The sequence below is a fragment of the Spirillospora sp. NPDC052269 genome, from assembly GCF_040679435.1.
Taxonomy (GTDB): Bacteria; Actinomycetota; Actinomycetes; order Streptosporangiales; family Streptosporangiaceae; genus Spirillospora.
The window spans coordinates 521,407-545,827 of sequence record NZ_JBFAUU010000002.1 but is presented as its reverse complement, the minus strand read 5'-3'; the positions used below and the strand labels follow the sequence as shown (position 1 = coordinate 545,827).

26 protein-coding genes are annotated in these 24,421 nt (G+C 72.6%); 20 read left to right on the top strand and 6 right to left on the bottom strand.

Annotation, left to right across the window (positions count from 1 at the left end; all coding sequences use genetic code 11):
• Positions 1-86 precede the first annotated feature (86 nt).
• The 5 genes from AB0L06_RS05980 (at position 87) to AB0L06_RS05960 (ending at position 4,015) form a co-directional block, all read left to right on the top strand.
• Positions 87-818 carry an ABC transporter ATP-binding protein gene (locus tag AB0L06_RS05980; RefSeq protein ID WP_500229775.1) on the top strand — a complete coding sequence of 244 codons (732 nt, stop codon included), beginning with the start codon at positions 87-89 and terminating at the stop codon, positions 816-818.
• Complete coding sequence (locus tag AB0L06_RS05975; protein ID WP_500229774.1) at positions 815-1,573, top strand: ABC transporter permease; 759 nt, start codon at positions 815-817, stop codon at positions 1,571-1,573. The genes AB0L06_RS05980 and AB0L06_RS05975 overlap by 4 nt, the downstream gene beginning before the upstream one ends.
• A 138-nt stretch (positions 1,574-1,711) precedes the next feature.
• On the top strand, positions 1,712-2,632 hold the full coding sequence (locus AB0L06_RS05970) for a proline dehydrogenase family protein (RefSeq protein ID WP_500229773.1): 921 nt from the start codon (positions 1,712-1,714) through the stop codon (positions 2,630-2,632).
• Positions 2,633-2,695: 63 nt separating this feature from the next.
• Positions 2,696-3,490 carry a pyrroline-5-carboxylate reductase gene (gene proC / locus AB0L06_RS05965; protein ID WP_500229772.1) on the top strand — a complete coding sequence of 265 codons (795 nt, stop codon included), beginning with the start codon at positions 2,696-2,698 and terminating at the stop codon, positions 3,488-3,490.
• A 96-nt stretch (positions 3,491-3,586) separates the two neighbouring features.
• The gene (locus tag AB0L06_RS05960; RefSeq protein WP_500229771.1) at positions 3,587-4,015 is read left to right on the top strand and encodes a hypothetical protein; all 429 of its coding nucleotides are present in this window, start codon (positions 3,587-3,589) and stop codon (positions 4,013-4,015) included.
• A gap of 54 nt (positions 4,016-4,069) precedes the next feature.
• Here AB0L06_RS05960 and AB0L06_RS05955 read toward each other — a convergent pair whose 3' ends face one another.
• Positions 4,070-5,197: an alpha/beta hydrolase gene (locus AB0L06_RS05955; RefSeq protein WP_500229770.1), complete on the bottom strand. Its 1,128-nt coding sequence runs from the start codon at positions 5,195-5,197 to the stop codon at positions 4,070-4,072.
• 183 nt (positions 5,198-5,380) lie between these two features.
• Here AB0L06_RS05955 and AB0L06_RS05950 point away from each other — a divergent pair, with 183 nt between their 5' ends.
• The 7 genes from AB0L06_RS05950 to AB0L06_RS05920 all read left to right on the top strand — a co-directional run bounded on the left by AB0L06_RS05950 (position 5,381) and on the right by AB0L06_RS05920 (position 10,857).
• On the top strand, positions 5,381-6,589 hold the full coding sequence (locus AB0L06_RS05950; RefSeq protein WP_500229769.1) for an acetoin utilization protein AcuC: 1,209 nt from the start codon (positions 5,381-5,383) through the stop codon (positions 6,587-6,589).
• A 20-nt stretch (positions 6,590-6,609) separates the two neighbouring features.
• A complete protein-coding gene (locus AB0L06_RS05945; RefSeq protein WP_500229768.1) occupies positions 6,610-7,494 on the top strand; it encodes a phosphatase in 885 nt (294 codons plus the stop codon).
• A 337-nt stretch (positions 7,495-7,831) separates the two neighbouring features.
• Complete coding sequence (locus AB0L06_RS05940; protein WP_026414196.1) at positions 7,832-8,035, top strand: helix-turn-helix domain-containing protein; 204 nt, start codon at positions 7,832-7,834, stop codon at positions 8,033-8,035.
• A gap of 328 nt (positions 8,036-8,363) precedes the next feature.
• A complete protein-coding gene (locus AB0L06_RS05935) occupies positions 8,364-8,462 on the top strand; it encodes a 30S ribosomal protein bS22 (protein WP_018654693.1) in 99 nt (32 codons plus the stop codon).
• Between the two features lie 50 nt (positions 8,463-8,512).
• Positions 8,513-9,511 (top strand): NAD-dependent epimerase/dehydratase family protein, encoded by a 999-nt coding sequence (locus AB0L06_RS05930; protein ID WP_500229767.1) that lies wholly within the window; start codon positions 8,513-8,515, stop codon positions 9,509-9,511.
• A gap of 27 nt (positions 9,512-9,538) precedes the next feature.
• Complete coding sequence (locus AB0L06_RS05925; RefSeq protein WP_500229766.1) at positions 9,539-10,486, top strand: lysophospholipid acyltransferase family protein; 948 nt, start codon at positions 9,539-9,541, stop codon at positions 10,484-10,486.
• Between the two features lie 236 nt (positions 10,487-10,722).
• Entirely contained in the window at positions 10,723-10,857 is a 135-nt protein-coding gene (locus tag AB0L06_RS05920; protein ID WP_500229765.1) for a hypothetical protein, read from the top strand.
• 220 nt (positions 10,858-11,077) lie between these two features.
• On the opposite strand, the gene AB0L06_RS05915 is transcribed toward AB0L06_RS05920, so the two are convergent.
• Both AB0L06_RS05915 and AB0L06_RS05910 read right to left on the bottom strand, forming a co-directional pair.
• The gene (locus tag AB0L06_RS05915) at positions 11,078-11,968 is read right to left on the bottom strand and encodes an HAD family hydrolase (RefSeq protein WP_500229764.1); all 891 of its coding nucleotides are present in this window, start codon (positions 11,966-11,968) and stop codon (positions 11,078-11,080) included.
• Positions 11,969-11,997: 29 nt separating this feature from the next.
• Complete coding sequence (locus AB0L06_RS05910; RefSeq protein ID WP_500229763.1) at positions 11,998-12,651, bottom strand: sigma-70 family RNA polymerase sigma factor; 654 nt, start codon at positions 12,649-12,651, stop codon at positions 11,998-12,000.
• 189 nt (positions 12,652-12,840) lie between these two features.
• Here AB0L06_RS05910 and AB0L06_RS05905 point away from each other — a divergent pair, with 189 nt between their 5' ends.
• The 8 genes from AB0L06_RS05905 (at position 12,841) to AB0L06_RS05870 (ending at position 21,554) form a co-directional block, all read left to right on the top strand.
• Positions 12,841-14,214, top strand: coding sequence for a putative quinol monooxygenase (locus AB0L06_RS05905; protein WP_500229762.1), 1,374 nt, complete (start codon positions 12,841-12,843; stop codon positions 14,212-14,214).
• A complete protein-coding gene (locus tag AB0L06_RS05900; RefSeq protein ID WP_500229761.1) occupies positions 14,211-14,495 on the top strand; it encodes a glutaredoxin family protein in 285 nt (94 codons plus the stop codon). Before AB0L06_RS05905 ends, AB0L06_RS05900 begins: the two co-directional genes overlap by 4 nt.
• Before the next feature lie 429 nt (positions 14,496-14,924).
• Positions 14,925-15,689 (top strand): redox-sensing transcriptional repressor Rex, encoded by a 765-nt coding sequence (locus tag AB0L06_RS05895; protein WP_500229760.1) that lies wholly within the window; start codon positions 14,925-14,927, stop codon positions 15,687-15,689.
• Positions 15,690-15,837: 148 nt separating this feature from the next.
• Positions 15,838-17,163: a glutamyl-tRNA reductase gene (locus AB0L06_RS05890; RefSeq protein WP_500229759.1), complete on the top strand. Its 1,326-nt coding sequence runs from the start codon at positions 15,838-15,840 to the stop codon at positions 17,161-17,163.
• Between the two features lie 44 nt (positions 17,164-17,207).
• Positions 17,208-18,077 carry a hydroxymethylbilane synthase gene (hemC, locus tag AB0L06_RS05885; protein ID WP_500229879.1) on the top strand — a complete coding sequence of 290 codons (870 nt, stop codon included), beginning with the start codon at positions 17,208-17,210 and terminating at the stop codon, positions 18,075-18,077.
• A 5-nt stretch (positions 18,078-18,082) separates the two neighbouring features.
• Positions 18,083-19,666 (top strand): bifunctional uroporphyrinogen-III C-methyltransferase/uroporphyrinogen-III synthase, encoded by a 1,584-nt coding sequence (locus tag AB0L06_RS05880; protein ID WP_500229878.1) that lies wholly within the window; start codon positions 18,083-18,085, stop codon positions 19,664-19,666.
• A gap of 66 nt (positions 19,667-19,732) precedes the next feature.
• Entirely contained in the window at positions 19,733-20,716 is a 984-nt protein-coding gene (gene hemB / locus AB0L06_RS05875) for a porphobilinogen synthase (RefSeq protein ID WP_500229758.1), read from the top strand.
• A gap of 172 nt (positions 20,717-20,888) precedes the next feature.
• Positions 20,889-21,554, top strand: coding sequence for a bifunctional DNA primase/polymerase (locus AB0L06_RS05870; RefSeq protein ID WP_500229757.1), 666 nt, complete (start codon positions 20,889-20,891; stop codon positions 21,552-21,554).
• Positions 21,555-21,794: 240 nt separating this feature from the next.
• Here AB0L06_RS05870 and AB0L06_RS05865 read toward each other — a convergent pair whose 3' ends face one another.
• The 3 genes from AB0L06_RS05865 to AB0L06_RS05855 all read right to left on the bottom strand — a co-directional run bounded on the left by AB0L06_RS05865 (position 21,795) and on the right by AB0L06_RS05855 (position 24,378).
• Entirely contained in the window at positions 21,795-21,932 is a 138-nt protein-coding gene (locus AB0L06_RS05865; RefSeq protein ID WP_500229756.1) for a hypothetical protein, read from the bottom strand.
• A 153-nt stretch (positions 21,933-22,085) separates the two neighbouring features.
• On the bottom strand, positions 22,086-22,655 hold the full coding sequence (locus tag AB0L06_RS05860; protein ID WP_500229755.1) for a S26 family signal peptidase: 570 nt from the start codon (positions 22,653-22,655) through the stop codon (positions 22,086-22,088).
• 25 nt (positions 22,656-22,680) lie between these two features.
• Entirely contained in the window at positions 22,681-24,378 is a 1,698-nt protein-coding gene (locus AB0L06_RS05855; protein ID WP_500229754.1) for a serine/threonine-protein kinase, read from the bottom strand.
• Between the last annotated feature and the right edge of the window lie 43 nt (positions 24,379-24,421).

Below are 24,421 nucleotides of genomic sequence, written 5' to 3'. Positions count from 1 at the left end.
CCACCCTCCTTCTCGGCGTTTCGCCGACCCCCTTCCCGCGCCCGCGGGTCCTTGACCTCGCCCTCGTGCGGACGTAAATTCAACACATGATGAGTTCTGTGCCGGCCGTCGAGGTCGAGGGCCTCCGGGTCGTCCGCGGTGGCAAGCCCGTGCTCCGCGACGTCTCGTTCGAGGCGCCGCGCGGAGCGGTCCTCGGCCTCATCGGGCCGAGCGGCTGCGGCAAGACCACGCTCATGCGCTGCCTGGTCGGCGTCCAGATCGTCCAGGCGGGGACGGTCACCGTGCTCGGCGAGCCCGCCGGATCCAGGGGGCTGCGGCGCCGGGTCGGGTACTCGACGCAGATCCCGGCCGTCTACGCCGACCTGTCCGTCCGGGAGAACATGCGGTACTTCGGGGCCGTCCTCGGCGCGCCGCGCACCGACGCCGACCGGGTCATCGAGGAGGTCGGCCTCGGCGACCTCCGCGACCAGGTGGTCGGAACGCTGTCCGGCGGGCAGCTGAACCGCGCGAACCTGGCCGCCGCGCTGCTCGGCGAGCCCGAGCTCCTCGTCCTGGACGAGCCGACCGTCGGCCTCGACCCCGTCCTGCGCGAGGAGCTGTGGGCGCTGTTCCGCGAGCTCTCCGGGCGCGGGACGACGCTGGTGGTGTCCAGCCACGTCATGGACGAGGCGGGCCGCACCGACCGCCTGCTGCTCATGCGGGAGGGCGAGATCCTCGCGGACGCCGCGCCGCGTGAGCTCACCGAGCGGACCGGGACCGCCGACCTGGACGCGGCGTTCCTCCACCTGATCCACGAGCGAGCGGAGAGCCCGGCATGAGTTCCGGCATCGGCGCCGTCCTGAGCCCGGCGATCACCCTCGCCACCACCCGGCGCATCCTGTCCCAGCTCAGGCACGACCACCGCACCCTCGGGCTGCTGATCGGCGTGCCGAGCCTGCTGATGATCCTGCTCCGGTACGTGTTCGACGAACCGGCGCTGTTCGACCGGATCGGGCCGATGCTGCTCGGCCTGTTCCCGTTCATCATCATGTTCGTCGTGACCTCGGTCGGCACTCTGCGCGAGCGCACCGGCGGCACGCTCGAGCGCCTGATGACCACGCCCACCGGCAAGCTGGACTTCCTGCTCGGCTACGCCCTGGCGTTCGGCCTGCTGTCGCTGGTGCAGGTCGGGGTCGTCCTGGTGATCTCGCTGTCCTGGCTGGGGCTCGACCTGAAGGGCTCGGTCTGGTCGCTGGTCCTGGTCGCGGTCCTGGACGCGCTGCTCGGCATGGCCACCGGCCTGTTCGCCAGCGCGTTCGCGCGCACCGAGTTCCAGGCCGTCCAGTTCATGCCCGCGTTCGTCCTGCCGCAGGTGCTGCTGTGCGGGCTGCTGATCCCGCGCGACAGCATGGCGACCTGGCTGCGGGTGATCTCGGACGTCCTGCCGCTGTCCTACGCGGTGGACGCCATGCAGCGGGTGTCGCGCGAGCCGTCCTTCTCCGCCTCGCTCCTCTGGGACGTGGTGGTGATCGCCGCCTTCACCCTGGCCTCCCTGGCGCTCGGGGCGGCCACCCTCCGCCGCCGCACCGGCTGACCTCCGCGGGGCGGGCCGGCCGACCTGCGAGACTCGCGGGACGGGGCCGTGATCGTTTCGCGACGGGTGGGTATGACCTCGGACGACGCGGGACGAGCACGAGGAGGTCGCCGTCCCGCTCACCGGAAGGACAGACCCGTGCTCCGTCAGGCTCTGCTGGCAGCCTCGCACAGCCGCGCCGCGCGCAAGGTCATGGAGACCGCGCCCGGCGCGCGCCGCGTCGTGCGGCGCTTCGTCGCGGGCGAGACGACCGACGACGCGCTGCGCGTCACGGGCGAGCTGACCGCCGCGGGCCTGCTGGTCAGCCTGGACGTGCTGGGCGAGGACACCCTCGACACCGACCAGGCCGACGCGAACGTCGACGACTACGCCGCGCTGCTCGTCCGCCTGGGCGAGGAGGGGTTCGCCGACCGGGCCGAGGTGTCCCTCAAGCTCAGCGCCGTCGGCCAGTCCCTGGACGAGTCGCTCGCCCTGGCCAACGCCGGCCGGGTCTGCGCCGCCGCCCGGGACGCGGGCACGACCGTCACGCTGGACACCGAGGAGTGCGAGACGGTCGACGCGACCCTGCGCGTCCTCACCGAGCTGCGCCGCGAGTACCCGGAGACGGGCATCGCGATCCAGTCCTACCTGCGGCGCTCCGAGGAGTACTGCGCGGAGCTGGCGTACGAGGGCTCGCGCGTCCGGTTGTGCAAGGGGGCCTACAGTGCGCCGGAGTCGGTGGCGTTCACCGACACGGTCGAGATCGACAAGTCCTACGTCCGGTGCATGCGGGTCCTGATGGCGGGCCAGGGCTACCCGATGCTCGCCACGCACGACCCGCGGCTGATCGAGATCGCGGGCGCGCTCGCCGCGCTGCACGACCGGGACTCGTCCGGATTCGAGTACCAGATGCTCTACGGGGTCCGGCCCCAGGAGCAGCGGCGGCTGGCGGACGAGGGCGGGCGGGTCCGCGTCTACACGGCGTTCGGACGCGAGTGGTACGCCTACTTCATGCGGCGGCTCGCTGAGAACCCCTCCAACCTGGGGTTCTTCTTCCGGTCCATGGCCGGAAGGTCCTGACCGGGCGCTCGCTACGCTGGGGTGCGTTCCCGTTCCCCGACGTCCCATGGCTAGGTGTGCACAATGATCGCGATTCTCGGTGCGGGCAAGATGGGCGAGGCGCTGCTGTCCGGCGTCCTGCGGGCCGGGCGCCGGCCGGCCGAACTGAGGGCCACGGCCCGCCGTGAGGAGCGCGCCGCGCTGCTGCGCGAGCGGTACGGCGTCGAGACGGTCTCCAACCGGGAGGCCGCCAGGACCGCCGACGTGCTCATCCTCGCGGTGAAGCCGCAGGACATGGGCGCGCTGCTGGACGAGATCGGCGCGCACGTCCCGGCCGGGACGCTGGTGATCTCGATGGCGGCGGGCATCACGTCCGGCTTCGTCGAGGACCGGCTCGGCGAGGGCGTCCCGGTCGTCCGGGTCATGTCGAACACGCCCGTCCACGTGGACGAGGCGATGAGCGTGATCTCGCCCGGATCGCACGCGGGGGAGGACCACCTCAAGCTCACCGAGGAGCTGCTCAGCCCGGTCGGCAAGGTGCTGCGCATCCCCGAGTCCCTGCAGGACGGCGCGACCGCCCTGTCCGGCAGCGGCCCGGCCTACTTCTTCTACCTGGTCGAGGCCATGGTGGACGCGGGCATCCTGCTCGGCATGCCGCGCGCCGCCGCGCTGGAGATGGTGATCCAGTCGGCCGTCGGCGCGGCGATCATGCTGCGCGACTCCGGCGAGCACCCCGTCCTGCTGCGCGAGGCGGTGACCTCGCCGGGCGGGACGACCATCGCCGCGATCCGCGAGCTGGAGAGGCACGGCGTCCGGGCGGCCGTCCTCGAGGCGATCGAGGCGGCCCGCAACCGAGGCCGCGAGCTCGCCGCCGGCTGACCGCCAGGCCATGCCGCGAGCGGGGCAGGGCCGAGAAATCCGGGATGAGTTTCGGTGGGATTGAGCCGAATGGCCTCTGCCGTACGTGTTAAGGGCATGGGACTTGTGCTTCGCCTACTCGTGGCAGCAGGGCTCGCCGTGGACGCGGTGGTGCACTGGCGGTTCGCGCCGCAGATGAAGTACGTGCCGGGCGGATCGATCCACGCCGACACGATCTTCTACGTCCAGGCGGTCGTGGCCGGGATTGCCGGGCTGCTCGTCCTCGTGCGCGCGCGCCGCTGGACGTACGCGCTCGCCCTGCTCGTCGCGGCGAGCGCCGTCGGCGCGCTGCTCCTCTACTTCTACGTGGACGTCGGCGTGCTCGGACCGATCCCGAACATGCACGATCCGATGTGGTACCCGGAGAAGACCCAGTCGATCGTCGGCGAGGGCGTGGCCGCGCTCGCCGCGCTGGTCGGGCTGCTGACCGTCCGCGGTCGGCCCAGTCCGGCCATGGAGCGCCGCGTGCCCGAGAGCGTCCGTTGACCCCGGGACGCCTCGGGCACGGGGTACGCCCCGCGCGACCGCCGTCGTCCTAGGTCAGGCCACGGCCGACGCCGGTACGGGGCCTGCCGCCGTCACGCGGGCCACGAACCGTGCGGCCTCGCTCATAGCGGCACTGGCCTCCGGCAGCATCCGGTTGAGGATCTGGAAGACGTGCATCTGGCCCGCCCAGACCTGGAGCTCGCAGTCCACGTCCGCAGAGGTCAGGACGTCCGCGAACGCCTCGGCCTCGGGACGCAGCACCTCGGCGCCGCCGACCTGGACGAGGAACGGCGGCGCGTCCCGCCACCGGCAGCCGAGCAGCGCGAGCCGCGGGTCGTCGAACCCCGTGGGCCCGACCACCAGGCGCGCGACGCGGCGGGCGGTCGACGCGCTGATGTACGGGTCGCGCGCGTTCTCCTGCTCCCTTGTGGACAACTCGCAGGTCAGGTCCACCCAGGGGGAGAACAGGACGGTCCCGGCGGGGTGCGGCAGCCCCGTCCGCAGGATCTCGCCGGTCAGTGACGCGGCCAGGTGGCCGCCCGCCGAGTCCCCGGCCAGGACGATCCCGGACGCGGGCACGCCCCGGTCCAGCAGCCACCGGTAGGCGGCGACGGCGTCCTCGAGGGGCGCGGGGAACGGGTGCTCGGGGGCCATCCGGTAGTGCGGAGCCAGGACGGGCAGCCCGGTCTCGACGGCCAGGCGCGAGGTGATCGGACGGTGCGTCCGGGGCGAGCACACCACGTATCCGCCCCCATGTAGGTAAAGGATCGCTCCGCCCGCGCCCCGCGGTGCTTCGGACTCGCGGCTGACGACCCATTCGCCGACGATGGGCGGCGCGTCCTCGCCGGTCTCGACGCGGGGGTCGACCAGGGGGAGCACTCGGGCGCGCTGCCCCGCGCGCATGAGGAGGGACGCCGCGTCCACGGTGGACCGGGCCGCGCGGAGGCTCACGGCATGGCCGGGGACGCGGTGGATGAACGGCCGCAGCCCGAGGTAGAGGGCGCGGGAGATGGCTCGGCTGCGGATGCTGGGGCGGTGGTCGTGGGTCCAGCGCTCCGGATCGTCGGGCGCGGGCAGCGGCACGGGTAGAGGCGTGGGCAGAGGGGTGGGCGTCGCCAGAGGGGTCACCTCGGCCGGACGCGGGGAGGGTGGCTTCGGGTCCATGAGCACCCCGCTCGTCATGTTTTCGGGTGTGTTACTTAAATGCCCGAAAACAGGGGTAGTTCACGCCACAACTTTGTTGCGGCTCAGCGACATCCGCTGAGGTCGGGTCATGGTCCCGGGGCCGTCCGGACGTGGAGGGCCGATCACCGGCCGCCGTCCCGGGTGGTTCCGGCGGGTCGGCGTGGCGCTACCGTGAGACCCATGACCAGCCCCTCGGCTTCCGGTGAGTGCGACCTCACGGTCTTCTGGGACGAACGGCTCACCTCCTACGACTTCGGCCCGGGGCATCCCATGAACCCCGTCCGGGTCGAGCTGACGATCGCGCTGGCCCGCGAACTCGGCGTCCTCTCCGGCCCGGACGTGCGCGTCGCCGGGTTCGAGGCGGCGGACGACAAGGTGCTCCGGCTCGTCCACGAGGAGGCCTACATCGCGGCCGTCCGGCACGCGGGCGAGACCGGCCTCGTTGAGCCCAGGCACGGCCTCGGCACCGACGACAACCCCGTCTTCCTCGGCATGCACGAGGCGTCCGCGCTGGTGGCGGGCGCGTCGGTGGCCGGAGCGCGGGCGGTCTGGCGCGGCGAGACCGGCCACGCGGTGAACGTGTCCGGCGGGCTGCACCACGCTCTCGCGGGGGCCGCGAGCGGCTTCTGCGTCTACAACGACCCGGCCGTCGCGATCGCGTGGCTGCTGGAGAATGGCGCCGAGCGCGTCGCCTACGTGGACATCGACGTCCACCACGGCGACGGCGTCCAGGCCGCGTTCTACGACGACCCGCGCGTCCTGACGATCAGCCTGCACGAGACGCCGCGCACGCTGTTCCCCGGCACGGGCTTCCCGAACGAGACCGGCGGAAGCGGCGCGGTGGGCACGGCGGTGAACGTGGCGCTGCCGCCCGGCACCGGCGACGCGCTCTGGCTGCGGGCGTTCGACGCGACCGTCCCGTCCCTGCTGCGCGCCTTCCGGCCGCAGGTCCTGGTCACCCAGCACGGCGCCGACACGCACGCCCTCGACCCGCTCGCCCACCTGATCCTCACCGTGGACGGCCAGCGCACCGCCTACGCCATGCTGCACCGGCTCGCGCACGAGGTCGCGGGCGGACGCTGGCTCGCGACCGGGGGAGGCGGCTACGAACTCGTCCAGGTCGTGCCGCGCGCCTGGACGCACCTGATCGCCGAGGCCGCCGGGCGTCCCGTCCCACCGGACACCGCGACCCCCGACGCCTGGCGCGAGCTGGTCCGGCTCCGCACCGACGAGATCGCGCCGCGCCGGATGACCGACGGTCACCAGACCGTCGAGTTCCGCCCCTGGTCGGACGGCATGGACCCGTCCAACCCGGTCGACCAGGCGGTCATGGCCACCCGCCGTGCGGTCTTCCCCGAACACGGCCTCGATCCCATGCTGGACCTCTGAACGGTGGAGCCGAACCTCTGATGGCGGACGCCCCCACTCGCGCCGAACTGCGCGCCCACCTGCTCCGCACCATGATCGCCGGGGACGTCGCGACGCCCCGCCAGAACAACCTGGTGCACTACCGGCGGATGGCCGCCCGCAACCCCTACTACCTGTTCGGGTTGCGGCTCTCCAGGCCGTGGAGCGAGCGGGACGTCCTGGCCATGATGGTCGAGCTCTGCGGCGTCGACCCGAACCCGCTGCACATCTACGGGGACGACACGATCGACCCCGAACTGACCCTCGACGCGCTGGAGGCGATGGCGGGCCGCATCGGCCTCGCCGCGCGGCGCAGGGAGACCGTCCTGCTGGCGACGGGGCATCCGGCCACGCTCAGGCCCGTCTACCAGGCCGTCTCGGAGGCCCTCGCCGCCCGGGGCTGCCAAGTCCTGACCCCGGCACGCGGCTGGACGTACGAGATCGAGCGCTACGGCGTCGTCGAGCCCCGCACCATCGTCTACACGCCCGAGGGCGTCGCGTCGGTGGAGGACGAGTCCGGGAGCGCCCAGCACACCCACGACGCCGCCCCCATGGAGGCGATGCTCGCCGAACTCCGCGGTGAGGCGGACGGGAACGGCGGGCCGAACGGCACCGCCGCGCGAGGTTCCGCTATCGCTCCGGACGGTTTTGTGGGGGCTAAACCTGCTCATTGGCCGGATCTGGCCATAGCTGACCACGGCTGGGCGGGCGCGGCGGGTGAGGCGGGCATCGACACCGTCGGATTCGCTGACTGTAACGACCCCGCGCTGTTCGCCGGGGCCGCCGAAGGCAAGATCCATGCGGTCGTGCCGCTCGACGACGGTGTATCGCCGCACCACTATGCCCCGATGACGGCCTATCTGCTGGAGCGCGCGGGGCTGGCGTGAGGCCCGGATCCCGGATTTCGTGATGACCGTGAGTCACATCGTGTGACTTCAGGGCGGCGCCGTGACGGGTGGGACGGCCGGGACCGCGTCGTTCGGCGGAGTCGCAGGTCAATGCCTGGTTCGGGGATTTCGGTCCTGATCGTTGCACGCTCGGTGCCGTCCCGATGGCGCTCCGTCCGGAACAGCACTGTGGCCCCGGCGTCAGGTCGGGTGGTGCAAATGGGTGGAACTCCCCTCTTGCGACTGCCGATACACGATTTACGCTGGGGGAAGTACACGTGCGTGATCAAAGTCACCCAAAGGGCCGGTGCGCGGCACGTGTGGAAGAGGGCGTCCGATGAGCTCAGGCGAGCGACCTCTCAGCGAGGTCAGGTTCCTGACCGTCGCCGAAGTGGCGGCGGTGATGCGGGTGTCCAAGATGACCGTCTACCGCCTCGTCCACTCGGGCGAACTCCCCGCGATCCGTGTGGGACGTTCGTTCCGCGTTCCCGAACAGGCTGTACACGACTATCTGCGCGACGCGTTCATCGAAGCCGGATAGCGGGGCAACCATCGGGGAAGACGACGACAAGGACGGCCGGAGCCCTTGCGGGCACCGGCCGTCCTGCCTTCGTCCCGCCCGCCCGGGCGCCGTCTCGCCGGTGCGATCGGGCGGCCCGTGAACGGGTGACGCGCCGGTCAGCGTCCGGACCTGCGAAGTCGTGCTCGCCGTCGCGGCGGACGGGGGCCGGGAGGTCCCTGGACGGACCGGCTTCGGCTCAGCGGTACTCTTGGGCGACGGACCATGCGCACAAGGTGGCTCGCCGACCGCGACCCGCCTCGTGACATGGCCCGTTCCCTGTACCGCACCCGACTCCGAGCGAGGTCCCGTGGGCTCTGTCATCAAGAAGCGCCGCAAGCGGATGGCTAAGAAGAAGCACCGCAAGCTGCTGAAGAAGACGCGCATCCAGCGTCGTAACAAGAAGTAAAAAAGACGCCGGCCACAAAGCCGTAAGGGGTGGGGCGCACAGTGTCCTCCATGCCCTCCACCGCGGCCCGTGTCGTCCTCGTCACGGGCGTCTCCCGTTTCCTGGGGGCGCGGGTCGCGAACACCCTCCAGGCAGACCCGGGCATCGAGCGCGTCATCGGCGTGGACACCGTTCCGCCGACGACGTCGCTGGGTCGCACCGAGTTCGTGCGGGTCGACATCCGCACGCCCGGCATCGCCAAGGTCATCTCGTCCGCCGGCGTGGACACGGTGGTCCATCTCAGTCTGGTCACCGGCCAGGCCGGGCCGCGGGCGAAGGCCAAGGAGCTCAACGTCATCGGGACGATGCAGCTGCTCGCGGCCTGCCAGCGCTCGCCCGACATGCGCAAGCTCGTCGTGCGGTCGTCGGCGGCGGTGTACGGGTCCTCACCACGGGATCCGGCGGTCTTCACCGAGGAGGACGAGGCGGTCGAGGCGCCCGCGCACGGGTTCGCCAAGGACACCGCCGAGGTCGAGGGCTACGTCCGGGGGCTGACCCGGCGGCGCTCCGACCTGACGGTGTCGGTGCTGCGCTTCGCCAACTTCCTCGGTCCGGGCGTGGACTCACCGCTCACCCGGTACCTCGCCATGCCCGTCGTCCCGACGGTGCTGGGGTTCGACCCCCGGCTCCAGTTCCTGCACACGGGTGACGGCGTCGAGGTGTTGCGCCGGATGACCGTCGAGGACCATCCCGGCTGCTTCAACGTCGCGGGCGACGGCGTCCTGCTGCTCTCGCAGGCGCTGCGCCGCGCGGGCCGTCCGCACGTCCCCGTCCCGGCCCAGTCCATCGCCGCGTTCGGCGAACTCGGCCGGCGCTTCGGCGGCATGCCCGCCTTCTCCCCTGAACTTCTGCGCTGGCTCATGCACGGGCGCGTCCTCGACACGTCCAGGCTCGCCGCGGAGCTGTCCTGGCGGCCCAAGTACGGTTCGGAGGAGGCGTTCGCCGACCACGTCTCCGGGCGCGGACGCGCCCTGCTCGACCGGCTGGCATCGGTGATCGGACGCGACTGACCGTTCGGCGAGGGAGGAGTGACCGGCATGAACGCCCACCACGAGGAACCCTTCGACGAGGTGGACGGCGCCCGGGTCATCCCGATCCGTCCCGGCGGCTCAGACCCCGACCCCGACCCGGCTCCGGAGTCCCCTGATCGGAACACGGTGGAACACGCCGTCGCGTCCGGCCTGTCCTTCCTGCGCCGCCGCCTGGCCGGTGACTACGAGGTCGACGAGTTCGGCTTCGACCCCGAGCTCAACTCGACCGTCCTGCTCCCGGCCTTCCGCGCCCTGTACGAGCACTGGTTCCGCGTCGAGCTCCTAGGCCTTGCGAACGTCCCCGCCAAGGGCGGCGCGCTGATCGTCGCCAACCACTCCGGCGCCCTCCCGCTCGACGGCATCATGCTCTCGGTCGCGACGCACGACCACCTGGACCGTCCGCTCCGGCTCCTCGGCGCCGACCTCGTCTACCAGGTCCCGGTGCTCGCCCACCTGGCCCGCAAGGCCGGCCACACCCTCGCCTGCCCCGCCGACGCCGCCCGCCTGCTGGCCAAGGACGAGCTGGTCGGCGTCTTCCCCGAGGGGTTCAAGGGCCTCGGCAAGCCCTACGGCGACCGCTACAAGCTCCAGCGCTTCGGCCGCGGCGGCTTCGTCGAGACCGCCCTGCGCGCCGACGTCCCGATCGTCCCCTGCGCCATCGTCGGCGCCGAGGAGATCTATCCCAAGATCGCCGACCTGAAGCCGCTGGCCCGCCTGCTCGGCCTCCCGTACTTCCCGATCACCCCGACCTTCCCCCTCCTGGGCGCCGCCGGGCTCGTCCCCCTGCCGTCCAAGTGGGTGATCCGCTTCGGCGAACCCATGTCCCTCGCCGAGTACGGCCCCGAGGCCGCCGACGACCCCATGACCGTCTTCAACCTCACCGACCACGTCCGCGAGGTCGTCCAGCAGATGCTCTACGAAACCCTCCTCCGCCGAGGCCACCCCTTCCTCTGAGCCCGGCGCCGCTCGCCCCGGGCCACGCAGGACGACGTCCGGGAACCGGGTGGCCGGCCGTCGGCGAGGGGCGGACGGACTCTCGGACAATCGGGACCTGAGACATCGCGTGTTCCTTCCGTTGCGCATTGCTCCCTAAGGGGATCCTCCGACTCGGGCGGAACTCACTGCAACGTGGTGCGTGACTTGTGGATAACCCTGCGTCGCTCATCGGCCGGCAACAGATTGAGTTCGGGGTGGGCGAGTTCATCCCGCGGGCTCCGCTGCCCGCGTTGTGGAGGCCGCCCGTGGACGTTCCGGAGGACGCGCCGCTGATCGACCGGATCGTGGGTGTGACCGGCCGCAACCCCGCCTGGGACGCGGGGCGCTGACGCCGGTTCACCGGAGGGGCGGCGAGGACGCCCTCGAGCTGGCGGACGAGTTCGCCGCCGCCACGGACGTCCCGACCGAGAAGTCGCTCAAGCTCTGGACGAAGGCGCCAAGGCCGTCACCGACCTCACCCCGCTGGCGGGGCTGCGCGAGCTGGTCCGGCTGGAGCTGAGCAGCAAGGAGGTCGAGTCCCGGCCCTCACCGACGTCAGGGCGCGGGACGTCAGGACGGCGACTTGTAGTGGTTGCGCAGGGCGATGCCCGCGGCCACGCCGCCCGCCAGGGCGCCCAGGCCCGCGGCGGCCGGGAGGGCGACCATGGTGACCTTGCGTCCGGTGCGGAAGTCGTGGATCGGCCAGCCGTGCTCCCGGGCGTGGTCGCGGAGGGCCGGGTCCGGGTTGACGGCGTGCGGGTGGCCGACGGCGCTCAGCATCGGAAGGTCGTTGACCGAGTCGCTGTAGGCCGAGCAGTGCGCGAGGTCGAGTCCCTCGCGCTGGGCCAGGGCGCGGATGGCCTCGGCCTTGGCGTTGCCGTGCAGGAGGTTGCCGACCAGGCGTCCGGTGTAGACGCCCGCCTCGGTCTCGGCGACGGTGCCGAGGGCCCCGGTCAGGCCGAGGCGGTGGGAGATGGTGCGGGCCACCTCGACCGGGGTGGCCGTGACGAGCCACACCTGCTGGCCCGCGTCCAGGTGCTGGAGGGCGAGGGACCGGGTGCCGCTCCAGATCCGGTCGGCCATGACCTCGTCGTAGATCTCGTCGCTGAGCCGGACGATGTCGCTGACCTTCTGGCCCGCGACGAACGCCAGGGCGGCCTCGCGGGCGCTGGAGATGTGCTCGGCGTTCTCGGTGCCGCGGACGCGGAACATCGCCTGGCCCATGGCGAAGGTGGCCAGGTCGCGCAGGGTGAACAGCTTGCGGGCGGCGAGGCCGCGGGCGAAGTAGTAGATGGACGCGCCGCGCATCATGGTGTTGTCCACGTCGAAGAACGCGGCGGCGCGGCGGTCGGCCTCGGGGACCGGCGGGCGGCGCTCCGCCGCCGCCGCCGCGGCCTCTCCCGCGCTCACGTGGTCCTCGTCTTCGCGCTGCCAGAAGTCGCGCTGCCAGATTCGCCGCATGACCCGAGCGTATTCAACCCGCCGCACGCTCAGCCCCGCAGGTCGTCCGGGAGCATCCGGGCCAGCGACCGGACGGCCCGGTACTGCAGGGCTTTGACCGCGCCCGTCTTCTTTCCCATGATCATCGCGGTCTCGGCGACCGAGAGGCCGTGCAGGAAGCGCAGCACGACGCACTCGCGCTGCTCCTCGCCCAGCCGCCGGACGGCCGCGAGCACCGTCCGGTGGGTGATCGAGTCGAGCACGGCGCGCTCCGGGCCCTCCTGCGGACGGTCCGGCTCGACGACGTCGCCGGTGGAGACCTCCAGCCGGTGCCGTCCGGACTTGAAGTGGTCGGCGACCAGGTTCCGGGCGATCGTCACCAGCCAGGCGCCGAAGTCCTTGCCCTGCCAGTTGAAGTCGCCCATCCGCCGCCACGCGCGCAGGAACGTCTCGCTGGTCAGGTCCTCGGTGAGGGAGTGCGCGCCGACCCGGTGGTAGACGTACCGGTAGACCTGGTCCAGGTACCGGTCGTAGAGCTGCCCGAACGCCTCGGCGTCGCCCTCGCGGGCCCGCAGCACCAGCGCCTTCAGCGGATCGCCCGCCTCCCGGACCCGCCGCCGCGACGAGACCGCCGTCACGCGGGAGACCCCCGCGACCCGAGGGGACGGCCGGAGGAACCGGATGTCGAGGGTCAGGCTGCCCATGCGGTTCTCCTCGGTGCGTACGCGACCCGGGGCGTGAAAGGTCACTGTAGATACGGGTCGGTATGCGGGGCAATGCCCCTGTCGGTCCGCTGCCCACGGCATCGAAGGCCGTGACCAAAAGTGCATCAATTGGCGTAAATCGCGCCCGGGTTACCTCTCATCCCTCCGCATCGGGCACCATGGGGCGCGATGCTCAACGCTCTCCTCGCCCTGCTGGCGACCCTGGGTGCCCTAATCGCCACAGGGTTGCTGGTCAAGCGCGCCTCCACGGACCGGATGCTCTTCCTGATCGCCTGGTCGGTCACGCAGGTGGCACTGTCCCTGGCGCTGCTGGCCATGGCGGCGGGCTTCCTGATGAAGTTCAACGCGCCCGTCTTCCGGGTCGTCGAACTCGGCGCGGCGCTGCTCGCCCCCGTCTGGCTCGCGCTGGGCATGGTCGAGCTGATCGCCCGTCTCGTCCAGGTGCGGTTCGCGGCCTGGCTCTTCGCGGTGTCCTACACGCTGGTGGCCACGGTCATCCTGCTGGTGGACCCGCTGAAGACCACCGAGCTCACCAAGAGCCTGCCCAAGCCGTCCGACACCTACGACGCCCTGCCGCTGCTGCTGATCGACGGCGCGCACGTGGTGTCGGTGCTGGCGTTGGTCGGGTGCGCGGGCTTCACGGCCTGGCTGGCGTCCAAGCGGGACGCCGAGGCCCAGGAGCTGATGATCCCGATCGCGCTGGTCGCGCTCGCCGGGGTCCTGGTCGTCAGCGGCACCCGCGGGCTGCTGCCCGCGCCCGCCGAGGTGATCGCGCTCGGCGTGGCCGCCGGGCTGGTCTGGTACGGCGCGACGCGCACGCTCCCGATCTTCGAGGACGACGAGGAGGCGCTCGACGGGCCCGCGACGGGCTACGACGAGCCGCCGGCGCGCCCGGTCCCCGCGGCGAACGCGATGTCCGCCGCTCCGGACCGTCCGGCCGGACGCCGCCGCCGAGAAGAGCTGACCTTCCCCCCGCCCGCCGAGGAGCCACTGCCGCCGCAGCCCGCGCTGAGCGGGCCGAACGCGCTGGCCGAAGTGATGGCCCTCGCAGCCGCCGCCGCCGGAGGATCGATCGACATGTCCCAGATCTGTGGCCAGATCACCGTCTACACGCTGGCCGAGGGCCGGGAGGCGGCGTTCGACCGGCTCGCCGCCGACCTCGCCGCGGCCGCCCGCTCGTCCGAGCCGGACACGCTCGTCTTCGCCTCCCACCAGGTGGTGAACGCGCCCACCCAGCGGATCTTCTACCAGCTGTTCCGCAACGAGGCCGCGTACGCCGCGCACCAGCGCCTCCCGCACCAGCTCCGCTTCCAGGCCGAGGCGCGCCAGCACGTCCTGGCGACGAACGTGATCGAGATCCGGCTCGGCGCGTCGAAGATGCCCGGAGAGGGGCCGTCCCAGGGGAACGCGCCCCGCCAGGGGACCGGCGGCCACCCGGGCACCGGAGGCCACCCCGGCACCGGACCCCACCCGGGCACGGGACCCCACCCCGGAGCCGGCCCCCGCCCGGGGACCGCGCCCCACCAGCGGCCGCACCGATGACCGGCTCGCCGACGGCCGACGTCCCCGCCGACGGCGGGGTCGTCGTCACCATGCTGGGCAAGCCCGGCTGCCACCTCTGCGACGCGGCGCGCGAGGTGATCACGCGGGTCGCGGCGGACGAGGGCGTCCGCTTCGAGGAGCGCGACATCACCACCGACGAGGCGCTGCACGCCGAGTACTGGGAGCAGATCCCCGTCACGCTGGTCGACGGCGTCCAGGTGGACTACTGGCGGGTCAACGAGACCCGCCTCCGCGCCGCCATCGCCAAGCGCCGCCCCTGACCCCTCCGCCACGCAGGACGCCTCCGCCGGGCCTGCTGCCTTCGCCGAGGACTGCCTCTCCGCCGGGGCCTGCCCCTCAGGCTCGCCGGGCCGCGCGGCGGGTCTGACCTTGCCGGGTTCCTCGGAGATCGGACGTCAAGCCTGGAAAAGGCTGAATGCCGAATGTTCCGTCAGTCACACTCAAGTGCGGTGAAAGTCGGGGGACGAGCGGGCGGAAACGCCCATTCTTGTGCCTCTGACGTGCGATGACGTCGTGGGAAGCCGCGGAACGCCGTCTTCGGTAAGGCGGGGGCGACTTTGTGCGCGTATTCACAAAGGCTTAATCTGGAGGGCAGCCTCGGGTCCCGGGCACGGTTCCCGTCGCTTCCGGCCGGACCACGTCGCCCGTGCCCGGACCGGACTCAGCGTCGAGCCCCCGAAGAGCAGGCCGTGACATCTCGACAGACCCGCCACCGCGAACGCGTGGACGCCGCCCGACCCCGGGGGATCCCGGAGGCCACCGTGGCCCGGCTGCCGGTCTACCTCCGGGCGCTGCACGCCCTCCAGGACCGGGGCGTCGCCACCGTGTCCTCGGAGGAGCTGGCCGCCGCCGCCGGAGTGAACTCCGCCAAGCTGCGCAAGGACCTCTCCCACCTCGGTTCGTACGGCACCCGGGGGGTCGGGTACGAGGTCGAGTACCTCGTCTACCAGATCTCTCGTGAACTGGGCCTGACCCAGGATTGGGTCGTGGCAATCATCGGCGTGGGTAACCTGGGGCGCGCCCTCGCAGGCTATGGCGGCTTCGCCTCTCGCGGCTTCCGCGTGGCGGGCCTGCTGGACGCCGACGAGCAGATCGTCGGTCAGGAGATCTCCGGCCTGACCGTGCGGCACATCGACCGGCTGGAGGACGTCATCGGTGAGCACGGCGTGTCCATCGCCGTGATCGCCACGCCCGCGGCGGCGGCGCAGGGCGTCTGCGACCGGGTGGTGGCCGCGGGCGTGACCAGCGTGCTGAACTTCGCGCCGGTGGTGCTCACGGTCCCCGAGTGGGTGGACGTCCGCAAGGTGGACCTGTCGATCGAGCTGCAGATACTGGCGTTCCACGAGCAGCGCAAGGCCGGCGGCCCGGACGGCGCCAGCGGACTGAACGGGCGTCCGGCCGCCGTCCCCGGCGACCGGCCCGAGCCCGTGCACTACGTGGAGGCGGCCGAATGACGTGCGGTCGGACGCCCCCCGGACGACCCGCGCACGCGCGGGCGACAATACGGACGAACAGGAATGGACATGCTGCGACCGGCGGGCGAGCCGCCGGGAACACGACGGACGAGCGGGCGATGAGCGAACGAGAGCGGAGAAGCGGCCGATGAGCGTGCTGGTGGTGGGACTGAGCCACCGCAGTGCACCGGTGGCGCTGCTGGAGCGGGCCGCGGTGTCGGGCGACGACCTGCTGAAACTGTTGCACTCGGTGCGCGACTGCGGGCACGTGTCGGAGACGGCGATCGTCTCCACGTGCAACCGCGTCGAGGTCTACGCGGTCGTGGACCGCTTCCACGGCGGCGTCACGGCGGTGTCCGAGCTGCTCGCCCTGCACAGCGGGGTCCCGCTGGAGGAGCTGTCCCGGCACCTGTACGTGCACTACGAGGAGCGGGCCGTCCAGCACGTGTTCGCGGTCGCGAGCGGCCTGGAGTCGATGGTCGTCGGCGAGGGGCAGATCCTCGGCCAGATCCGGAAGACGCTCAAGCTCGCCCAGGACGAGCAGACCATCGGACGCGACCTGCACGACCTGCTCCAGCGGGCGCTGCGGGTCGGCAAGCGCGCGCACCACGAGACCGGGATCGACCAGGCCGGGGCGTCCCTGGTCAGCGTCGGCCTGGAGGTCTCGGAGAAGCACCTCGGCCCGGTGGCCGGCAAGCGCGCCCTGGTCGTCGGCGCCGGGTCGATGAGCTCGCTGGCCGCGGCCACGCTGAGCCGCGCCGGCGCGGGCGAGATCGTGATCGCCAACCGCACCTTCGAGAGCGCCGTCCGGCTCGCCGCGTCCCTTTCGACCCCGGCCCGCGCGATCCCGATGGACGGGCTGAACGCCGCACTCGCCGAGGCCGACCTGATCGTCTCGTGCACCGGCGCCACCGGCCGCGTGATCACCGCCGACATGCTGACCTCGGACGACTCCGGCGCCTCCCCGGTGCAACGCCGGTTCTTCCTGGACCTGGCGCTGCCGCACGACGTGGACCCGGCCGTCCGGGAGGTGCCCGGGGTGGCGCTCGCCGGCCTGGACGACCTGCGGGTCGCGCAGGAGGCGGCGCGGGCGGTCGGGCCGGAGGCGGTCGAGCAGGTCAAGCGGATCGTCTGCGACGAGGTCTCGGCGTACCTGTCCGCGGCGCGGGCGGCGGCGGTCGCGCCGACCGTCGTGGCGCTGCGGTCCAAGGCCGCCGAGGTCGTGGACGCGGAGCTGTCCCGGCTCGCGGGCCGGTTGCCCGACATCGACGAGCGGGCCTACAAGGAGATCGCCCAGACCGTCCGGCGGGTGGCCGACAAGCTGCTGCACGCCCCGACCGTCCGGGTGAAGGAGCTGGCGGCGGCGCCCGGGGGGGACGCCTACGCCGACGCGCTGCGCGAGCTGTTCGGGTTGGACCCGAGCAGGCCCGAGGCCGTGGCGCGCGCCGACAACATCGAAGGAAGCCAGACGTGACGGAATCGGACCGGCGACTGCGGCTCGGCACCCGCAGGAGCCTCATGGCCACCACCCAGTCCGGTCTGGTCGCCGACGCATTGACGCAGGCCACGGGGCATGGCGTCGAGCTGGTCGGGGTAACGACCGAGGGTGATGTATCCAAGGCACTGCTCGCGCAGATCGGAGGGACCGGGGTCTTCGTCAACGCGCTCCGGGACCGGCTGCTCTCGGGTGAGGTGGACTTCGCGGTGCACAGCCTGAAGGACCTGCCCACCGGGCCCGCCGACGGGATCGCGCTCGCCGCCGTCCCGCGCCGCGACGACCCGCGTGACGCGCTCTGCGGCTCGCACAAGCTGGCCGACCTGCCCGCAGGCGCGCGCGTCGGCACGGGCTCGCCGCGCCGGGTCGCACAGCTGCGCGCGCTGCGCCCCGACCTCCAGATCGTGCCGATCCGCGGCAACGCCGACACCCGGCTCCGCAAGATCGCCGACGGTGAGCTCGACGCGGTCGTCCTGGCGCACGCCGGGCTGCGGCGCATCGGCCGCCTCGACGACGTCGCCGAGGTCTTCGAGACCGACGCCATGCTGCCCGCGCCCGGCCAGGGCGCGCTGGCGCTGGAGTGCCGCTCGGACGACCCGGAGCTGGTCGCGCTGCTCGCCGCCGTGGACGACCGGGACACCCGCGCCGCCGTCCTCGCCGAGCGCACGGTGCTCGCGGTGCTGGAGGGCGGCTGCTCGGCCCCCGTCGGCGCGCACGCCGTCGTCTCCGAGAACACACTGCACCTGACCGCCGCCGTCGTCGCGCACGACGGGACCCGCCAGGTGCGGCTGTCCGCGAGCGGCCGTCCGGACGAGGCCGCCGAGACGGGCCGCGCGCTCGCCGAGGCGATGCTCGACCGCGGCGCCGCCGAGTTGATGGGGGAGGATTCGTGAGCCCCGTGAACGGCCCCGGCAATCCGGTGACCGACCCGGAGGCCGGCCGGGTCTTCCTCGTCGGCGCCGGTCCCGGCGACCCGAAGCTGCTGACCCTGCGCGCCGTGGAGGTGCTGGCGGGCGCGGACGTGGTGATCGCGCCGGTCGCGCACGTCCACCCGGAGGTGCTGGCGCACCGCCGCGCGGACGCCGAGCTGGTCGACTCCGCCGAGGTCGCCGACCCGGTGAAGCTCGCCGTGAAGCACGCCCGCGCGGGCCGCCGCGTCGTCCGGCTGTTCCAGGGCGACCCGGCGCTGGCCTGCGGGATGGCGTCCTGGGGCGAGGCCCTGTACAAGTCGGGCGTCTCGTTCGAGGTCACGTCCGGTGTGTCGTCGCTGACCGGTGTGCCCGGGTACGCGGGCATCCCACTGACCGACGACAAGCACCGCGAGGTGCGGTTCATCGACGCGTCCGAGGGCGGGGTCGACTGGGCCGCGTTCTCCGACCCGTCCGCCACGCTGGTGATCATCGGCGTCGAGCAGTCGGTCGCCGAGGTCTGCAAGTCGCTGATCGCCGTCGGTCGCCCGGACTCCACGCCCGCCGCGATGACCATGCTCGGCACCACGACCGAGCAGGAGACCGTGGTCTCCGACCTCAAGCGCCTGGCCAGCGAGGCCAAGGGCATGGAGACCCCGGCGATGATCATCGTCGGGGACGTGGTGAAGTGGCGGGACAAGCTCGGCTGGTTCGAGGCCAAGCCGCTGTTCGGCTGGCGCGTCCTGGTGCCGCGCACCAAGGAGCAGGCCGCGTCGCTGTCGGAGCAGCTGCGCTCGTACGGGGCCGTCCCGGACGAGGTGCCGACGATCTCCGTCGAGCCGCCGCGCACGCCGCAGCAGATGGAGCGCGCGGTCAAGGGCCTGGTCACCGGACGGTACGAGTGGGTGGTGTTCACCTCCACCAACGCCGTCCGCGCGGTCCGGGAGAAGTTCCACGACTACGGCCTCGACGCGCGCGCGTTCGCCGGGCTGAAGGTCGCGGCCGTCGGCGAGGCGACCGCGAGGGCGCTGGTCGAGTTCGGCGTCCACCCCGACCTGATGCCGTCCGGGCAGCAGTCGTCGGAGGGCCTGGTCGAGGTCTGGCCGCCCTACGACGAGGACCTCGACCCCATCAACCGGGTCCTGCTCCCGCGCGCCGACATCGCCACCGACACGCTCATCGCGGGCCTCACCGGCCTCGGCTGGGAGTGCGAGGACGTGACCGCCTACCGGACGGTCCGGGCCGCGCCGCCGCCCGCGCCGATCCGCGAGGCGATCAAGGGCGGCGGGTTCGACGCGGTGCTGTTCACCTCGTCGTCCACCGTGAAGAACCTCATCGGCATCGCGGGCAAGCCGCACAACGTGACCGTGATCGCGTGCATCGGCCCGCAGACGGCCAGGACGGCCGAGGAGTACGGCCTGCGGGTGGACGTGATGTCGCCCACGCCGTCGGTCCAGGCGCTGGCGGAGGCCCTCGCGGAGTACGGTGCGAAGAGGAGGGCCGCCCAAGTCGAGAACGGCGACCCGCTGCGCAAGCCCAGCCAGATGCGCCGGGGCGCGCGTCGCCGCAAGTAGAACCCCGAAGGCGGGCGCGCCGACACCCCGGCGCGCCCGCCGTCCTCTTTTCTGGAGATGCCTGAGATGTCCGCCCAGTTCCCCGTCGCCCGGCCGCGCCGTCTCCGCCGCACCCCGGCGCTGCGCAGGCTGACCGCCGAGACCCGGCTCGCCCCGGCGGACATGGTGCTGCCGATGTTCGTCAAGGAGGGCCTGGACGAGCCGCAGCCGATCACGTCCATGCCCGGCGTCGTCCAGCACACCCGCGAGTCGCTGCGCAAGGCCGCGCACGAGGCCGTCGAGGCGGGCGTCGGCGGGATCATCCTGTTCGGCGTCCCCGAGGTGAAGGACGCCGTGGGCTCGGCCGCCGACGCGACCGACGGGGTCGTCCAGGTCGCGCTGCGCGACCTGGCGTCCGACCTCGGCGACTCGACCGTCCTCATCTCCGACCTGTGCCTGGACGAGTTCACCGACCACGGCCACTGCGGCATCATCACCCCGTCCGGCGAGGTCGACAACGACGCGACCCTCGAGCGGTACGCCTCCATCGCGGTCGCGCAGGCCGCCGCGGGCGCCGCCGTCGTCGCGCCGTCCGGGATGATGGACGGCCAGGTCGGCGCGATCCGCTCCGCGCTGGACTCGGCCGGCCACGAGAACGTGTCGATCCTCGGCTACTCGGTCAAGTACGCCTCCGCCTTCTACGGCCCGTTCCGCGAGGCCGCCGAGTGCGCGCCGAGCTTCGGCGACCGCTCCTCCTACCAGCAGGACCCGGCCAACGCCGACGAGTCCCTGCGCGAGGTCTTCCTCGACCTTTCCGAGGGCGCCGACATGGTCATGGTCAAGCCCGCCGGGGCCTACCTGGACGTGCTCCGCCAGGTCCGCGACGCCGTGGACGTGCCGGTCGCCGCCTACCAGGTCAGCGGCGAGTACGCGATGATCGAGGCCGCCGCCGCCAACGGCTGGCTGGACCGCGACCGCACCGTCATGGAGTCGCTGATGGCGATCCGCCGCGCCGGCGCCGACTTCATCCTCACCTACTACGCCACCGAGGTCGCCCGCACGCTGGGCTGAACCCCCGCCGCGAGGTAGGTGATCGTTTGCCGGGGATCACTTCCTCCTAGTCAATTGGAACCGTTTCCGGGGGGTTGCCGTGTCCGGGCGGCCTCCCGCCCGGCATCATCGACTAACAAGGAGCCGGACGGGGCCGGTGATCCCAGGCCCGGCGTGATTGGGGGACGTCATCGTGCTTGCGGTCTCGGGCAACAGGAACAACCGGCGGGCCCGCGAACGGAACCGCGAGCGCCCGCGGCCCCTCGCCAACGCCGCCGCCGCGTCCGCCTACGCCGCCCTCGGCTGGCCCTGCGTCCCCGGCGCGCACGCGCCCGTCGGCGGCGACCGCGCCTGCTCCTGCGACCGGGTGGGCTGTCCCGACCCCGCCGCGCACCCCGTGTCCGCCGCCTGGGCGATCCAGGCCAGCGTCGACCCCGCAGTGATCGACCGCTGGTGGACCGAGCGTCCCGACGCCAACGTCATCCTGCCGACCGGACGCGTCTTCGACGTCTTCGACGTCCCCGCCGAGGCGGGGGCCGCGGCCCTGGCCCGCATCGACGCCGAGGGCCTTCCGAACGGCCCGGTCGCGAACGTCGCCGACGAGCGGTGGCTGTTCTTCGTCGCCACCCGCACGCCCGTGGACGAGGACGAGTGGTGGTCCTGCCATCTCGACTGCTCGCCCGAGACCGTCGCCGAGACGCCCGGCATGCGCTGGCATTGCCGCGACAGCTACGTAGTAGCGCCGCCGTCGCTTCTCACCTATGGCCGGACGGTCAGCTGGATCCGTCCGCCGGAGAACCCTCTTCCCGACCCCCTGCGCCTGCTCGGCGTCCTCTCGGACGCCTGCGAAGCCCTGTAGCCGCCTCTCAGCAGCCGCCTCTCGCCAGCCCGCCACGGCCTCGGGGGTGCGATGCTCGCCCGGCACCCGCCTCAGCGGAACCGTCGAAGGGGTCACCGCGATTCGTCCCGGGAAAAGGGAAAGGCACCGGCCGGGGGATGCCCGGCCGGTGCCGTCCGTCCGGAGGCGCGGAGCGTGGCGATCGCCGTTCCCACCGCAACAGGGGAGGGCGACGCTACGCTCCGCACGACCGGCCGCCGATCAGGTGCAGTAGGTGTGACCGGCGTAGACGCAGCAGTACAAGCCGTTCGACCACCAGCACGCCTCGGCCTTGGCCTTGGTGGACGGGAGGACCCTGTCGATCATTCGGTCGCTGAGTTTGCTCAGAGCACGGACCATGGAGAACACCTCCAGACACGCCGGATTGCTCCGGTCGCAGGACAGGTCGGGCGCTTCGTCGGTTCCGGAACCCGCTCGGCGCCCGCTTGAGCAGAAATTAACCGGCGGCGATCAAGTGCTCAAGAGGCCGGTTCCACGTTGTGACTTCTGCGATCAGCCGAGAGGTGATCTTGGTGACTGTTGCCGGTTTGGCCCGTCCGCGACGCCGTCCTCGCCGCCGTCCGTGAGGGCGTCCGCGCGGCTCAGCCTGCGTACGACGACGCCCAGCATCCGGTCGCCCGAGTAGAGCCCGCGTTGCCGGGAGTCCACGCTATCCGGATTGTCCCCGAGGACGGCGAGCCGCCCGGACGGCACCGTCCCGCCCTCTCCGGGCACCCCGCGCGGCACCGGATCACCCGGCAGCGCGACGACCCGCTTCACGTTCCACACCGTCCCCGCCGTCCCCTCCGTCCCGGGGCGGGTGGAGCGGTAGTCGGGGGTGTCCGGCGGTTCGAGGACGACCGCGTCGCCGACGCGCACGCTCGCGAGCGTGCGGCGGCGGACGAGGACGCGGTCGCCGTCCTGGAACGTGGGGGCCATGCTGTAGCCCTCCACGGTGACGACGATCAGGCTGCGCCGGGCCCAGAGGAAGGTCCCGGCGCCGAGCGCGACGGCGGCGAGCGCCCAAGCGGCCGACGTCCGGGAACGCCGCATCATCTTCTGGCCATTCGTCTGGTCAACCATCTGCTCGATCTGCTGGACCGCCCGGTCAGGCGCCCGTCTTGGGCGCGGCGATCGGGGGCTTGCGGGCCCAGTCGGTGTAGTTCGTCAGCAGCCAGTGCGGCTTGGCGCCCGCGCGCAGCTTGAGCTGGACGGGCCGGTTGGCCTTGTCCACGCGCAGGAAGAACGTGACCTCCTGCGCGCCCGTGGCCCGCGCCAGATCGGCGTACAGGCCGCCGAAGCCCGGCTGCTGGCCGAGGGCGCCGAGCGCGGCCGTCCCCTGGTAGACGGCGCCGGTGTGCTGGAACTTGGTGGAGTTCTCCAGCAGTGCCGTCAGGGCCGGGACGGACCCGGCCGAGCGGATCTGCGAGGCCAGCGACGGGTAGCCCTTCGCCGACACCGGGGTCTGCCGCCACGCCTTGCCCGCGCGCACGTAGGCGTTCTCGCCGATCACGACGGTCCGGCCTGGACGCTTGGTCTCGCCGGGCCCGGCGAGCTGCATCGTGTAGGACGGCTCGGCGCCGTTGACCAGCGTGAACGAGCCGTGCGCGTTGACGTTGCCCCCGGGGCCCGACCGCTTGAACGTGAAGGTCGCGGAGGGCGTGCGGGTCGTGGCCTCCCGGATCTGGGCGGCCAGGGCGGCGCCCGGACCCGCCGGGGCGGTCGGCGTGGGGGCCGGGGTGCTGGCCTCCTGCGACGGGTGCGGCGGGTCGGCGGTGTCCTTCTTGCCGCCCATCGTGAAGTAGGCGCCGGCCGCTCCGCCGCCGAGGACCACGACGGCCAGCCCGACGACGGCCCAGCGGCGTCCGCCGCCGCTCCGCCCGCCGGACGGGGCCGCCACGCGGTTCTGGCCGGTGATCCGCATCCGGGACGGGGTGGGCTCGGGGGTGGCCGCGGCCTCCTTGACCAGCTCGGCGAGCCGTCCGCGGCCCTGGGCCTCCCAGGACGGCCCGTACGCCGCGACCGCCGCCTCCTCGAGCTCGGCGGCGAAGTCGGCGGCCGAGGCGGGCCGCTTCTCCGGCTCCTTGGCCATGCCGTGCGCGAGGACGTCGCGCAGCGGGCCGGGCACCTGGTCGACCGGGACGGGCGTCTCGCGGTGCGCCTTGGCCCAGCCGGAGTTGCCGCGGGCGCTGAACGGGGGCCGCCCGGTCAGGCACTCGAAGAAGATCGCGGCGGCCGCGTACAGGTCGGACGCGGCCGACGGCGGCGCGCCGTCCCAGAGCTCGGGGGCGGCGTAGGCGGGCCCCGCCGCCGGGCCGAAACCGAGCCCGAAGTCGGTGAGGCGGGCCTCGCCGTCCGGCGCGACCATCACGTTGGAGGGCCGGAGCGCCCCGTGGACGACCTCCCGTCCCTCGCCCGCCGCCAGTCCCAGGAGGACGCCGCCGAGCGCCGACAGGGCCGCCAGGGGCCCTCCGGGGCCGCGCGAGGCGAGGATGCGGCGGAGCGAGACGCCCTCCGCGCGCTGCATCACGATCGCCGTCCCGCCGCTCGGCGACGGGTTCTCCACGAAGTCGAAGACGTCGACGACGTTCGGATCCTCCAGTTGGGACAGCCTGCGCGCCACCATCCGGTACCGCGACAGCAGCGCCTCGTCCGATTCGAGGCGCTTGTCGAGATAGCGGATGGCGACCTTGGTCTGGGTCATGTCGTCCACCGCGAGCACAACGCGCCCCGCGGAACCCCCGCCAAGGTCCCGCTCATGGGTGAATCCCGGAACCGTCCAGCCGTCGACCACGGTGTGAGCCATCCCTCCGATCCGGCGGCGCCGGTGGAAACCCGGGGGTGTCGCC